This is a genomic window from Agromyces sp. GXS1127, assembly GCF_050565425.1.
Classification (GTDB): Bacteria; Actinomycetota; Actinomycetes; order Actinomycetales; family Microbacteriaceae; genus Agromyces.
Genome location: NZ_JBOCIG010000003.1, coordinates 125,033 through 138,607 on the forward strand (window position 1 = coordinate 125,033; position 13,575 = coordinate 138,607).

Annotated in this window: 12 protein-coding genes and 1 pseudogene; 9 read left to right on the plus strand and 4 right to left on the minus strand. The window is 73.4% G+C overall.

The window, feature by feature from the left end; genetic code table 11:
• Window positions 1-7 precede the first annotated feature (7 nt).
• From ACQ393_RS06080 to ACQ393_RS06100, 5 genes are all read left to right on the plus strand, one after another.
• Window positions 8-427, plus strand: coding sequence for a cytidine deaminase (locus tag ACQ393_RS06080; RefSeq protein WP_430645934.1), 420 nt, complete (start codon window positions 8-10; stop codon window positions 425-427).
• Window positions 424-1,725, plus strand: coding sequence for a thymidine phosphorylase (locus ACQ393_RS06085; protein ID WP_430645935.1), 1,302 nt, complete (start codon window positions 424-426; stop codon window positions 1,723-1,725). The genes ACQ393_RS06080 and ACQ393_RS06085 overlap by 4 nt, the downstream gene beginning before the upstream one ends.
• A gap of 91 nt (window positions 1,726-1,816) precedes the next feature.
• Window positions 1,817-2,938, plus strand: coding sequence for an adenosine deaminase (locus tag ACQ393_RS06090; protein WP_430645936.1), 1,122 nt, complete (start codon window positions 1,817-1,819; stop codon window positions 2,936-2,938).
• A 106-nt stretch (window positions 2,939-3,044) separates the two neighbouring features.
• On the plus strand, window positions 3,045-3,533 hold the full coding sequence (locus ACQ393_RS06095) for a PTS sugar transporter subunit IIA (protein ID WP_430645937.1): 489 nt from the start codon (window positions 3,045-3,047) through the stop codon (window positions 3,531-3,533).
• On the plus strand, window positions 3,530-3,814 hold the full coding sequence (locus ACQ393_RS06100) for a PTS sugar transporter subunit IIB (RefSeq protein WP_430645938.1): 285 nt from the start codon (window positions 3,530-3,532) through the stop codon (window positions 3,812-3,814). The genes ACQ393_RS06095 and ACQ393_RS06100 overlap by 4 nt, the downstream gene beginning before the upstream one ends.
• A 29-nt stretch (window positions 3,815-3,843) precedes the next feature.
• Here the strand turns inward: ACQ393_RS06100 and ACQ393_RS06105 are convergent, their stop codons facing one another.
• Together ACQ393_RS06105 and ACQ393_RS06110 are read right to left on the minus strand one after the other, a co-directional pair.
• Complete coding sequence (locus tag ACQ393_RS06105) at window positions 3,844-5,601, minus strand: phospho-sugar mutase (RefSeq protein WP_430645939.1); 1,758 nt, start codon at window positions 5,599-5,601, stop codon at window positions 3,844-3,846.
• 104 nt (window positions 5,602-5,705) lie between these two features.
• Window positions 5,706-6,533 (minus strand): purine-nucleoside phosphorylase, encoded by an 828-nt coding sequence (locus tag ACQ393_RS06110; protein WP_430645940.1) that lies wholly within the window; start codon window positions 6,531-6,533, stop codon window positions 5,706-5,708.
• Between the two features lie 127 nt (window positions 6,534-6,660).
• On the opposite strand from ACQ393_RS06110, the gene ACQ393_RS06115 reads away from it, so the two are divergent.
• From ACQ393_RS06115 to ACQ393_RS06125, 3 genes are all read left to right on the plus strand, one after another.
• Entirely contained in the window at window positions 6,661-8,091 is a 1,431-nt protein-coding gene (locus ACQ393_RS06115; protein ID WP_430645941.1) for an NAD(P)H-quinone dehydrogenase, read from the plus strand.
• A gap of 315 nt (window positions 8,092-8,406) precedes the next feature.
• Window positions 8,407-8,643 (plus strand): type IV toxin-antitoxin system AbiEi family antitoxin domain-containing protein, encoded by a 237-nt coding sequence (locus tag ACQ393_RS06120; RefSeq protein WP_430645942.1) that lies wholly within the window; start codon window positions 8,407-8,409, stop codon window positions 8,641-8,643.
• Between the two features lie 24 nt (window positions 8,644-8,667).
• Complete coding sequence (locus ACQ393_RS06125; protein WP_430645943.1) at window positions 8,668-9,294, plus strand: DUF559 domain-containing protein; 627 nt, start codon at window positions 8,668-8,670, stop codon at window positions 9,292-9,294.
• 216 nt (window positions 9,295-9,510) lie between these two features.
• Here the strand turns inward: ACQ393_RS06125 and ACQ393_RS06130 are convergent, their stop codons facing one another.
• Together ACQ393_RS06130 and ACQ393_RS06135 are read right to left on the minus strand one after the other, a co-directional pair.
• Window positions 9,511-11,280: an acetyl/propionyl/methylcrotonyl-CoA carboxylase subunit alpha gene (locus ACQ393_RS06130; protein ID WP_430645944.1), complete on the minus strand. Its 1,770-nt coding sequence runs from the start codon at window positions 11,278-11,280 to the stop codon at window positions 9,511-9,513.
• A gap of 129 nt (window positions 11,281-11,409) precedes the next feature.
• A complete protein-coding gene (locus ACQ393_RS06135; RefSeq protein ID WP_430645945.1) occupies window positions 11,410-12,054 on the minus strand; it encodes a Maf family protein in 645 nt (214 codons plus the stop codon).
• Window positions 12,055-12,257: 203 nt separating this feature from the next.
• Here ACQ393_RS06135 and ACQ393_RS06140 point away from each other — a divergent pair.
• A pseudogene (locus tag ACQ393_RS06140) lies at window positions 12,258-13,535 on the plus strand (class I SAM-dependent RNA methyltransferase); the annotation flags it as partial.
• Between the last annotated feature and the right edge of the window lie 40 nt (window positions 13,536-13,575).

The window sequence follows — 13,575 nt, forward strand, 5'->3', positions numbered from 1 at the left end:
GTCACCCATGACCGACCACCAGTCGATCGACTGGGACCACCTGCGCGAGATCGCCCGCGAGGCGATGGCGAAGGCGTACGTCCCGTACTCGCAGTTCCCCGTCGGCGCGGCGGCCATCGCCGACGACGGCCGCGTGGTGAGCGGGTGCAACGTGGAGAACGCCTCGTACGGCGTGACCCTCTGCGCCGAGTGCTCGCTCGTGTCGGCGCTCGTCATGTCGGGCGGCGGCAGGCTCACCGCGTTCACGTGCGTCGACGGCCACGGCAACGTGCTCATGCCGTGCGGGCGATGCCGCCAGCTCCTCTACGAGCACTCGGCCGAGGGGATGGTGCTCGAGACCGTGTCCGGGCTGAAGACCATCGACGAGGTGCTGCCCGACGCGTTCGGGCCCCGACAGCTCGCCGAATACCGGGGCGAGGGCGCATGAGCGCGGTCGAGGCCTTCGACGCCGTCGACCTGATCCGCACCAAGCGCGATCGTGGCGAGCTGTCGACCGACCAGATCGGATGGCTCGTCGACGCGTACACGCGCGGGTACGTCGCCGACGAGCAGATGTCGGCGATGACCATGGCGATCTTCCTGAACGGCATGACGCGCCGCGAGATCCGGGACCTGACCATGGCGATGATCGCGTCGGGCGAGCGCATGGACTTCTCCGGACTCGGCAAGCCCACGACCGACAAGCACTCGACCGGCGGCGTCGGCGACAAGATCACGCTGCCGCTGATGCCCCTCGTCGCCTCCTTCGGGGTCGCCGTGCCGCAGCTCTCGGGGCGCGGCCTCGGGCACACCGGCGGCACGCTCGACAAGCTCGAGTCGATCCCCGGCTGGCGGGCCGAGCTCTCCAACGAGGAGATGTTCGCGCAGCTGCGCGACGTGGGCGGCGTGATCTGCGCCGCCGGCTCGGGGCTGGCTCCGGCCGACAAGAAGCTCTACGCGCTGCGCGACATCACGGGGACGGTCGAGGCGATCCCGCTCATCGCGTCGTCGATCATGTCGAAGAAGATCGCGGAGGGCACCGGCGCCCTCGTCCTCGACGTGAAGTTCGGCTCCGGCGCCTTCCTGCAGGACATCGAGCGGTCGCGCGAGCTCGCCCGGACGATGGTCGAGCTCGGCGAGGATGCCGGCGTCGCGACGTCGGCGCTCCTGACCAACATGAACGTCCCGCTCGGGCTGACGATCGGCAATGCGAACGAGGTGCGCGAATCGGTCGAGGTCCTCTCGGGCGGCGGCCCGGCAGACATCCGCGAACTCACCGTCGCGCTGGCGCGGGAGATGCTCGAGCTCGCCGGCGTCACCGACGCCGACGTCGAGGCGGCGCTCGACGACGGGCGCGCCATGGACACCTGGCGCGCGTCGATCCGCGCACAGGGCGGCGACCCCGACGCGGCGCTGCCGGTGGCGAAGGAGCAGCACGTCGTGACCGCCGACCGCGACGGGGTGCTCGTGCGGCAGGAGGCGCTGCCGTTCGGCATCGCGGCGTGGCGCCTCGGCGCCGGACGGGCCCGGAAGGAGGACCCGGTGCAGCATGCCGCCGGGATCGACCTCCACGCCAAGCCCGGGGACGCCGTGCGTGCCGGGCAGCCCCTCTTCACGCTGCACGCCGACGAACCGGCCCGGTTCGCGCGTGCGCTCGAGGCGGTCGAGGGCGCGTGGGAGATCGGCGACGCCGGTTCGGCCGTCCACGACGGCGGGCCGCTCATCGCGGAGCGAATCGGCCGGTGACGCCGGTGCGGCGCACGTCCGTTGCGTCGCACGCCGTCGCACGCAGGGTTTTCCCTGCATGGCCGGGTGTCCCCGCCGCTATCGTGGTGGGGTGGACACGCACGCGACCGAATACCGGATCGAGGGGGACGGCACCGACATCCGGTCGCTGCCGAAGATCTCGCTGCACGATCACCTCGACGGCGGACTGCGGCCGCAGACCGTCGTCGAGCTCGCCGACGAGGTCGGATTCGAGCTCCCCGCGACGGAGGCCGACGAGCTCGGCCGCTGGTTCGCCGACCAGGCCGACTCGGGCTCGCTCGTCGAGTACCTGAAGACGTTCGACGTGACCACCGCGGTCATGCAGACCCGCGACGGTCTCGCGCGCGTCGCCCGCGAGTTCGTGAACGACCTCGCCGAGGACGGCGTGATCTACGGCGAGATCCGCTGGGCGCCCGAGCAGCACCTCACGCGCGGCCTGTCGCTCGACGAGGCCGTCGAGGCCGTCCAGGGGGGCCTCGAGGAGGGCGTCGACGACGTCCGCCGCCAGGGTGCGCGCATCCGGGTGGGCCAGCTGATCACCGCCATGCGCCACGCCGACCGCGGCCTCGAGATCGCCGAGCTCGCGGTGCGCCACCGCGATCGCGGCGTCGTCGGCTTCGACATCGCGGGTGCCGAGGCGGGTTTCCCGCCGAGTCGTCACCGCACCGCGTTCGACTTCCTCGCCTCGCGGTTCATGCCGGTCACCGTCCATGCGGGCGAGGCCGACGGGCTCGAGTCGATCCGCAGTGCGCTCCTCGACGGCCGCGCGCTGCGCCTGGGCCACGGCGTCCGCCTCGCCGAGGACCTCACGATCGAGCGCCAGGACGACGAGAACACCTACGTGTCGCTCGGTCCGGTCGCGCAGTGGGTCCGCGATCGCGAGATCGCCCTCGAGACGAGCCCGTCCTCGAACCTGCAGACCGGCGCGATCGCCGCGTGGGGCGAGGAACTCGTGGACCACCCGTTCGACCTGCTCTACCAGCTCGGGTTCCGGGTGACGGTCAACACCGACAACCGCCTGCAGTCCGGCACGTCGCTCACGCGCGAGCTCGCCCTGCTCTCCGACGCGTTCGGCTACGACCTCGACGACTTCGAGGTCTTCCAGCTCAACGCCGCGGCCGCAGCCTTCCTCCCGCTCGACGACCGCGAGGACCTCGTCGAGCAGATCCAGGACGGCTTCGACGAGGCCTGAGCCCGGCCGCGCCCGAGGCTCGTCCGCCGACGGCACGGGCCACGCGGCATCCGAGGGCCGAACCGCGCACCGCACCACCAGGAACCAGCTCGCCGAACGGACACCGATGACCCTTCCTCCGCTTCCCGACGACGCGATCGTGCTGCGCGCCGACGTCGCGGACTGGCGCGCGGCCGTCCGCGAGGCCGGGCACGCGCTCGCCCGGTCCGGCGCGACCGCCCCGGGGTACACCGATCGCATGATCGAGGTGCTCGACGAGTTCGGCGCCTACATCGTGATCGCGCCGGGCCTCGCGCTCGCGCACGCGCGACCCGGCCCCGACGTGCGCCGGAGCGGCCTGGCGGTCGTGACGCTCGCCGCGCCGGTCGCGTTCGGGCACCCGCACAACGATCCCGTCCGGGTCGTCCTCGGCCTCGCCGTCTCCAGCGCCGAGGAGCACGTCGCGAGCGTCGCCGACCTGGCGAACGTGTTCAACGAGCGCGACGCGATCGAGCGCCTCGCCGGAGCCGCGACGCCCGCCGAGGTCCGCGCGGTCCTCCCGGCGGACGACGGTCGAACCCGGCCGGGCACGGATGCCGCGGGGGCGCCGTCATGAGGATCGTCGCCGTGTGCGGGCTCGGCGTCGGCACCTCGGCCATCCTGAAGGGCAACGCCGAGCGTGCGCTCGACCGCCTCGGGCTCGCCGCGGACGTGACGGCGAGCGATCTCGCCGGCGTCCGCGAGGCGGCGGCCGACGCACAGGTCGTGCTCACCTCGACCGAGCTCGCCGACCGGGTGCGGGAGGCGCTCGGCCGGACCTGGGCGGAGATCGTCGAGGTCGAGAACTACTTCGACGTCGACGAGATCGGGCGCAAGCTCGACGCGTCGCTGGGCTGAGCCGTCGGGCCGAGCCGTCGCGGTGCGCGTCAGGCGACGAGCGCGCGCATGCCCGCCTCGAGGCGCGACACCGCGTCGGATGCCGCGGCACGGCGCTCCTCGAGGGTGCCCTCGGTCGCGGCGGCGTCGATGTAGACCTTGAGCTTCGGCTCGGTGCCGCTCGGGCGGACCATGACCCGGGCGCCGCCGTCGAGCACCAGGCGGAGCACGTCCGACGGCGGGTAGCCGTCGATGCCGGCGGCGAGGTCATCGATCCGCTCCACCCGGATGCCGCCGACCTCGGCGGGCGGCTCGGCGCGAAGCCGCGCCATCACGTCGGCGATCCGGGAGAGGTCGGTCACGCGGATCGACACCTGCGTCGAGTCGAAGCAGCCGAACCGGAGCGCGAGCTCGTCGAGGCGGTCGGCGATCGTGCGTCCCTCGGCCGCCAGCCGGGCGGCCAGCGAGAGGAACGCCACGGCGGCGGAGATGCCGTCCTTGTCGCGCACGGTTCCCGGGTTCACGAGATAGCCCAGCGCCTCCTCGAAGCCGAACACCAGGCCGGGCGCGCGCGAGATCCACTTGAACCCGGTGAGCGTCGCGCGGAACCCGAGGCCGTGCGCGCGGGCGATCGCCTCGAGCCCGGGGGAGGAGACGATCGAGCACGCGAGCGTGCCGGACGCTGCGCCGGCGCCGGCGCCGGCGTCCGCGGGAGCCGAGGCATCCGTCGCCCCGGCCGTCGGCGCAGCAACCGCACCGTTCGCGACCTGCTCGGCGACCTGCCACCCGAGGAGCAGGCCGACCTCGTTGCCGGTGAGGCGTCGGAAGCCCTCCGGGTCGGCGGCGTCGGGGACCGCGATCGCGAGCCGGTCGGCGTCTGGGTCGTTCGCGATCACCAGGTCGGCCCCAACCGCACGGGCGGCCGCGAACGAGAGGTCCATGGCGCCCGGTTCCTCGGGGTTCGGGAACGCGACCGTCGGGAAGCGCCCGTCGGGCTCGATCTGCTCGCCGACGAGCGACGGCGTCGCGAAACCCGCGGCCTCGAGGACCCGCCGCATCGTCTCCCACCCGACGCCGTGCATCGCCGTGTACACGACGCGCGGCTGGGCGGCGGGGGCGGATGCCACGGCCGTCGTCGCGGCGACGTACGCCTCGACCACGGACTCGTCGGCCGTCTCGTAGCCGCCCCGGGGCAGCTCCGTGACGGGGGTCGTCGCGGCGACGCGGTCGATCTGCGCGGCGATGTCGGCGTCGGCCGGTGCGACGATCTGCGAGCCCTGGTCGACGCCGCCGAGGTAGACCTTCATGCCGTTGTCGTTCGGCGGGTTGTGCGACGCCGTGATCATGACGCCCGCGCTCGTGTCGAGGTGGCGGACCGCGAAGGCGAGCACCGGCGTCGGCAGCAGCCGCGGGAGCAGGACGGCGCGCACGCCGGCCCCGGCCATGACCTCGGCGACGTCGCGCGCGAACACCTCGGAGTTGCGCCGGCCGTCGTAGCCGATCACGACGCTCGGGGCGACGTCGCCGGTCGCGGTCGAGCCGAGGTACGCGGCGAGTCCCGCGGCGCCCTGCGACACGAGCACGCGGTTCATGCGGTTCGGGCCGGCGGCGATCTCGCCGCGGAGTCCCGCGGTGCCGAACGCCAGCCGAGCGTCGAAGCGGTCCGCGAGGTCGGCGGCCGCCGCGGCGTCGCCCTCGCGGACGCGCGCCACGATGGCGGCGAGCTCCGTGCGCGTCTCGGTGTCGGGATCCTGGGCGATCCACGCCTCGGCGCGGGCGATCCGGTCGGCGTCGGTGAGCTGCGGCATCCGTTGCCTTCTCTCTCGAAGTGCGGCGGCCGGGCGGCCGCGCGGGACGTGGAGTGGTCGGGGCGGCGGCGGTTCGCGGGTCGCACTCCGCCGGCGCGGCTCGGCTAGATGGCGGCGACCACCTTCGCGAGCAGGTCGGAGATCTTGGCCTCGGCGGCGCGCCCGGCCTCGATGACCTCCTCGTGGCTGAGCGGCGTGGACTGGATGCCGGCCGCCAGGTTGGTGATGAGCGACATGCCGAGCACCTCCATGCCGGCCTGGCGGGCGGCGATCGCCTCGAGCGCGGTCGACATGCCGACGATGTGACCGCCGATGGCCTTCGCCATCTGCACCTCGGCGGGCGTCTCGTAGTGCGGCCCGCGGAACTGCACGTACACGCCCTCGTCGAGCGACGGATCGATGCCCTTCGCGATGCCGCGCAGGCGGGCCGAGTACAGGTCGGTGAGGTCGACGAACGTGGCGCCCTCGAGCGGCGAGTCGGCCGTGAGGTTGATGTGGTCGCTGATCAGCACGGGGCTGCCGGGGGTCCACGTCTCGCGGATGCCGCCGGCGCCGTTGGTGAGGATCATCGTCGTCGCACCGGTCGCCGCCGCGGTGCGGACCGAGTGGACGACTCGGCGCACGCCGTGCCCCTCGTAGTAGTGCGTGCGCGCGCCGATCACGAGCGCGCGCCGCCCGTCGGCCAGCGCGACCGACCGCAGGGTGCCGACGTGCCCCTCGAGCGCCGGCTTCGAGAAGCCGGGGATCTCCGTCGCGTCGATGGTGTGCGTCGTCTCGCCGATGAGCTCGGCGGCGGCGCCCCAGCCGGAGCCGAGGGTGAGCGCGAGGTCGTGGCGCTCGACGCCGGTGAGCTCCGCGATGCGGGCCGCCGCGTCGCGTGCGACGGCGAACGGATCGGCGGCGGGGTCGTCGAGCGGGTTCTGCTGCTGCATCCCCTCATCGTACGCAAGGGGCGGACGCCGCGGCACGGCGTGCGCGCGGCCGTGCTCGCCTGCGCGAGGCATCCGCTCGGCCGCCCGCGTTCGCGCGCCCGCCCGCGCGTGCGGGAGAATGGTGGCCATGCACACCACCTTCGAGCGCACGCAGAGGATCGCCGTACTCGGGGGTGGACCGGGCGGGTACGAAGCCGCGCTCGCGGCCGCCCAGCTCGGCGCGGAGGTCACGCTCATCGAGCGCGCGGGCGTCGGCGGCTCGGCCGTGCTCACCGACGTCGTGCCGTCGAAGTCGCTCATCGCGACCGCCGAGGCCTCGAACGCGGTGAAGGAGGCGGCCGACCTCGGCGTGCAGTTCTTCGCGCGCGACGGCTCCGAGAAGGCCGTCAAGCCGGATGTCGCGATCAACCTGCAGGCCGTCAACAAGCGGCTGCTCGGGCTCGCGGCGCAGCAGTCGGAGGACATGCGCTCGAACCTCATCGAGGCCGGGGTCAACCTGGTGCAGGGCGAGGGCCGGCTCGACGGGCCGAACGCCGTCATCGTCGCGACCGCGAAGGGCGGCACCGACTTCGACCGCATCGAGGCCGACACGCTCGTGATCTCGACGGGCGCGACGCCGCGCGTGCTGCCCTCGGCGGTGCCCGACGGCGAGCGGATCCTCACCTGGACGCAGCTCTACGCCCTGAAGCAGGTGCCCGAGCACCTCATCGTCGTCGGCTCCGGGGTCACCGGGGCCGAGTTCGCGTCGGCCTACCGCGCGCTCGGCGCGAAGGTCACGCTCATCTCGAGCCGCGAGCACGTGCTGCCCGGCGAGGACGCCGACGCGGCAGCGGTCATCGAGAAGGTGTTCAAGCGCAACGGCATGAAGGTGCTCTCGAAGTCGCGCGCCGACTCGGTCGTCGTCGACGGCGACGGCGTGCTCGCGACGCTCTCCGACGGGCGCGAGGTGCGCGGGTCGCACTGCCTCATGGCGGTCGGCTCGGTGCCGAACACGGCCGACCTCGGACTCGAGGAGGCGGGGGTTCAGCTGGCCGAGTCGGGTCACATCCGCGTGAACCGGGTCGCGCGCACGTCGATGCCGAACATCTACGCCGCCGGCGACTGCACCACGTTCCTGCCGCTGGCCTCGGTGGCCTCGATGCAGGGCCGCACCGCGGTCTTCCACGCGATGGGCGACATCGTGAACCCGCCCGAGAACCGGAACATCACCTCGAACATCTTCACCCAGCCCGAGATCGCCACGGTCGGCTGGACCGAGAACGAGATCGAGCAGGGCGTGGTGCCCGGCACGGTGTACAAGCTGCCGCTGTCGTCGAACCCGCGCGCGAAGATGATGGGCATCCGCGAGGGCTTCGTGAAGCTCTTCGCATCGGCGGGCTCCGGCGCCATCATCGGCGGCGTCATCGTCGCGCCGAAGGCCTCCGAGCTCATCTTCCCGCTCGCGCTCGCGGTCGAGCACCGCCTGACCGTCGACCAGTTCTCCGAGGCCTTCCCGGTCTACCCGTCGCTGAGCGGCTCGCTCACCGACGCCGCGCGCGCCATGCACGTCGTCCGCTGACGGCTTGCTTTTCTCAGGAAATCTTCGGCGTGTCGCGGGTTTCGGCGGCGTGTCTTCCTGAGAACGGTCGCGCCGGCGCCGTGAGTTCCTGAGAAGCGTACGGACCAGAGGTTCGGGTTCCGCGCACCGATGCGGGCCGGCGATCGTGGGGCGGCGCTCGCGCGGCGGCGATCGCGCGGCGGCGCTGGCGAGCGGATGCCGCGGGCGCGGCGCCGCACGGGCAGCCATCCTCCACACCCTGACCTAGCGGGCACCAGGTCCGCGACTTCGCGTACGTCCGCATCGTCGCGCCCGGTCGCACGACACTCGATCTCCGTGACTCCCTCCCCAGCAGCAGTCGTCGCGTCCCTCGGGGGCATCGCCACGAGAGGCGCGATCCTCGAGGCGGGGGTTCGTGGCGCCGACGTCTCGCGGGCCGTGCGTGCCGGTGAGCTCGCGCGCATCCGTCGGGCGCACTACGCCGGCCCAGAGGCATCCGCAGCCGCCGTCACCGCAGTGCGCGTCGGCGGTCGGCTCGGGTGCGTGAGCGCCGCCGCCAGCTATGGGATCTGAGCCACTTCGACACCGCGTGTCCACGTGGCGCTGCCGGCGAACGCGGCTCGGCTTCGCACGAACCGCGCGCTCGTTCCGAGCGACGAGCCGCTCACCTCGGATCGCCACCTCAGCGAGGTCCACCTGCATTGGACCGACATCGCGGTCGGCGCTCGGGAGGGTGAGGATGCGTGGCGGGTTCCGGTCGAGCGGGCGCTCGCCGATATCGCGCGCTGTCGCCCCCGGCCCGAGGTCGCCGCCGCGTTCGAATCGGCCGTGACGCTCGGATTCCTCGAGGCGGAGGCGGCCCAGCGCTTCCTCGAGGACGCGGCACCCGATCGAGTCGGCCCGATCGTGATCGGGGGCCGCGACGGCTCAGGTGTCGAGACGCTGCTCGCGATCGAGCTGCGCGAACTCGGGGTGCCCTTCCTTCAGCAGGTGCCGTTCGACGGCGTCGGCTTCGTCGACTTCCTGGTGGGTGGGCGGCTCGCCGTCGAGACCGACGGCTTCGCGTACCACGGCGATCGCGAGGCGTTCGTCCGCGACCGTCGGCGCGACGAGGAACTGCTGCGTCGGGGCATCCCGACCCTGCGGTTCGCCGCCAGCGACGTGCTCGCGGACCCGAGGGCCGCCGCGCTGCGCGTCGTGCAGGCGCTCTCTGCGCTGGATTGACGCGCGGGCACGGTCGCGCATCGGGCGCATCGGGCGCATCGGGCGCATCGGGCGCATCGGGCGTCCCGCGCGCGATGCGCGGGCGCGGCATCCACCTCTGCCGGGCACCGCACTGTTCTCAGGACCGGTCGGCCGCAATCGCGCGGTTCTCAGGAAGAAACGCCGCCGAATGCGGCGACACGCCGAAGAACTCCTGAGAAACGCAGCCCCCCCGGGCTAGGCGTCGGCGATCGAGAGGAGGAGGTGGCCGCTCGAGACGGTCGCGCCGGGCTCGGCGTTCACGAGGCCGACGACGCCGTCCTTGTGGGCGACGATGGGCTGCTCCATCTTCATGGCCTCGAGCACGAGCACCAGGTCGCCCTTGACGACCTTGTCGCCCTCGGCGACCGCGACCTTGACCACGGTGGCCTGCATAGGCGCGGTCACCGCGTCGCCCGTCGAGGTGTCGACGGCGTGGTGCGCGGCCCGGCGGCGCGGCGCGGGGCCGAGCGAGCCGTTCGACGACGGCGCCCCTGCGAGGCGCTTCGGCATCGAGACCTCGACGCGGCGTCCGTCGACCTCGACGACGAGGCTCGTGCGGGCACCGGGGCCCTTGGTCTCGGCGAGCTCGCCCGTCCACGGCTCGAGCCGGTTGTCGTACTCGGTCTCGATCCAGCGCGTGTACACCGAGAACGGCTCGTCGCCGTCGGGCGCGAAGGCCGCGTTGCGGACGATGTCGCGGTGGAAGGGGAGCACGGTCGGCAGGCCGGCCACGTCGAACTCGTCGAGCGCGCGGCGGGCGCGCTCGAGCGCGTCCTTGCGGGTCGCGCCGGTCACGATGAGCTTGGCGAGCAACGAGTCGAACGCGCCCGAGATCTCGTCGCCGCTCGTGACGCCGGAGTCGACGCGCACGCCGGGGCCGCCCGGGAAACGGAGCTGGTGGATCGGGCCGGGAGCGGGCAGGAAGTTGCGGCCCGGGTCCTCGCCGTTGATGCGGAACTCGAACGAGTGGCCCGTCGTGACGGGGTCGGGGTAGTCGAGGGTGCCGCCCTCGGCGAGGCGGAACTGCTCGCGCACGAGGTCGAGGCCCGTGACCTCTTCGGAGACGGGGTGCTCGACCTGGAGGCGGGTGTTCACCTCGAGGAACGAGACCGTGCCGTCCTGGCCGATGAGGAACTCGCAGGTGCCCGCGCCGACGTAGCCGACCTCGCGGAGGATCGCCTTGGAGGACTCGTAGAGCAGCCGGTTCTGCTCCTCGGTGAGGAAGGGCGCCGGCGCCTCTTCGACGAGCTTCTGGTGGCGGCGCTGCAGCGAGCAGTCGCGCGTGGAGACCACGACGACGTTGCCGTGCTCGTCGGCGAGGCACTGCGTCTCGACGTGACGCGGCTTGTCGAGGTACTTCTCGACGAAGCACTCGCCGCGGCCGAACGCGGCGACGGCCTCGCGCGTGGCGGAGTCGAACAGCTCGGGGACCTCGTCGCGCGTGCGCGCGACCTTGAGCCCGCGCCCGCCGCCGCCGAACGCGGCCTTGATCGCGACGGGCAGCCCGTGCTGGTCGACGAACTCGAGCACCTCCGCGGCATCCGCCACGGGGTTCAGCGTGCCAGGTGCGAGCGGCGCGCCGACCTTCTCGGCGACGTGGCGGGCCGAGACCTTGTCGCCGAGGCGCTCGATCGCCTCGGGCGACGGTCCGATCCAGATGAGCCCGGCGTCGATGACGGCGCGGGCGAAGTCGGGGTTCTCGGCGAGGAAGCCGTACCCGGGGTGCACCGCGTCGGCGCCGGAACGGCGGGCCACCGAGAGCAGCTTGTCGATCACGAGGTAGGTGTCGGCGCTCGTCGAGCCGTCGAGGGCGTACGCCTCGTCGGCGAGCTTGACGTGACGCGCGTCGCGATCCTGGTCGGCGTAGACGGCGACGGAGGCCAGCCCGGAGTCGCGGGCGGCGCGGATGACGCGGACGGCGATCTCGCCGCGGTTGGCGATGAGGACCTTGGTGATGCGACGCATGATGACCAAGCCTATTGGCGGATTCCCAGCCGCCTTTGGGTGGTGCGCACAAAAAAGGCTCGCAGGTGTTTCGGTGAGGCACAACGAATCGGATGTCGCGACGCCCGCATCGGCGCCGCGCCGCGGGGCTCAACGGGCGCCGAGGTCCCAGAGATCGATCCAGCCGACGCCGAGTTCGCGGACCAGGTCGCGCAGGGTCGAGAGCGAGAGTCCGACGACCGTCGACGGGTCGCCCTCCACCGAGCGGATGAACGGCCCGCCGAGGCTGTCCACGGTGAACGCGCCGGCGACGGCGAGCGGCTCGCCGGAGGCGATGTAGGCGTCGATCTCGGCGTCGTCGAGCCGGGCGAACGAAACCGTCGCCGACGCGGCCCGGCCGACCGCGCCGCGCACGGCGCCGCCACGGTGGTCGATGACCCAGTGGCCCGACCAGAGCACGCCCGAGCGCCCGTTCTGCTGCACCCAGCGTTCGCGCGCGACTTCGGGGCGGTGCGGCTTGCCGTGCAGGACCCCGTCGACCAGGAACGCCGAGTCCCCGCCGAGGATGAGGCCGTCGATGGGTCCGCCGTCGACGTCGCGCCCCACGATGGCCTCGGCCTTGAGCCGGGCGAGCAGCTGCACCAGGTCGTGCGGGGCGAGCGGGGCGTGCTCGGCCTCGTGCGCCGCGACCGCGGCGTCCTCGTCGACGCCGGGCGCGACCAGCAGCGGCTCGATCCCGGCCTGCCGCAGCAGCTGTCGGCGGGCGGGCGACGTCGAGGCGAGGTAGAGGCGCATGCGTCCATCCTGCCGCGTGCCGCCGCGGTCCCGGCGCGGCCCCGGTTCCCGGCGCGCCCCGCTCTCGGCCCGCTCGCTCCCGGCGTGCGCACGGACCGGTGTGCGATGCTCGGACGATGGCCAGTCCCCGTCGTCGTCGCCCATCGCGCCGCACCGGCTCCGCGGGCGCGCGGCGCCCCGCGCCCCCTCGTCCCGTCGAGCCCGGCCCGGTGCTCGAGCTCGACGTCGAGCGCATCGCCCACGGCGGCGTCGCGGTCGCGCACCACGAGGGTCGCGTCGTCTTCGTCGCCGACGCGATCCCGGGCGAGCGGGTGCGCGTGCAGGTGACGGATGCCGGCCGCGACCGCTTCTGGCGAGCCGAGACCTTGGAGGTGCTCGACGCGTCGCCCGACCGCCGCGCGCACGTGTGGGCCGAGGCGTCCGTCGACCGGGCACCCGAGGATCGCGCGGGCGGAGCCGAGTTCGGGCACATCGTCATGCGCCGGCAGCGCGAGCTGAAGGCCGACGTGCTGCGCGACGCCCTCGCGCGGATGGGCGGCGTCGAGCGGGACGTGTCGGTCCGCGTGGTCGACGCCGACCTCGCCCCGGGGGTCGACGCCGAGGCCGGCACCGGATGGCGCACCCGGGTCCGTCTCCACGTCGACGCCGACGGCGCGATCGGGCCGTACGCCGCCCGCAGTCACCGGGTCGTCCCCGTCGGATCGTTGCCGCTCGCCGTCGCCGAGCTCGAGGCGATCGCGCCGGTCGCAGGAGCCGATGGGGGAGCCGCAGCCGGTCGCGGTCTCCGGCAGGCCTCCGCGATCGACCTCGTCGCGCCGTCCGCCGGCTCCGCCGAGCTCGTCGTCCGCACGACCGGAGAGCGCCGATCCGAGCATCCGCCGACCGTCGTCGAACGTGTCGGCGACCGGGACTTCGTGCTCGACCGCGGCGGATTCTGGCAGGTCCACCGCGGGGCCGCCGCGACGCTCACGCGGGCCGTGCAGGCGGCGATCGATCCCGATCGGTTCGACCCCGAGGCCGACAACCAGGACCTCTACGGCGGCGTCGGCCTCCTCGCGGCCGCGGTGGGCGACCGGTTCGGCCCGACCATGCGCATCACGACCGTCGAGGCCGACCACCGCGCGACCGAGCACGCGGGCGCGAACCTCGCCGAGTGGGTCGGCGCGCGAGCCGTCTCCGACCGCGTCGACCGCTACCTCGACCGCGTCGCGGGAACGACGGATGCAGGGTCGCGCGGCCTGCGCGGCGCCACGGTCGTGCTCGACCCGCCGCGGTCCGGCGCTGGGCGAGCGGTCGTGGAACGTCTGGCCGAACTGCGTCCGGCGCAACTCGTGTACGTCGCCTGCGACCCGGTCGCGCTCGCGCGCGACGTCGCGACGTTCTTGGAGCACGGCTACGAGCTCGAGACGCTCGAGGCGTTCGACCTCTTCCCGAACACGCACCATGTCGAGGCCGTCGCCCGGTTGACGGCTATCGTGTGATGACGACGGGCTGCCGACGGCCGGAGACCGGCGGGCCGAC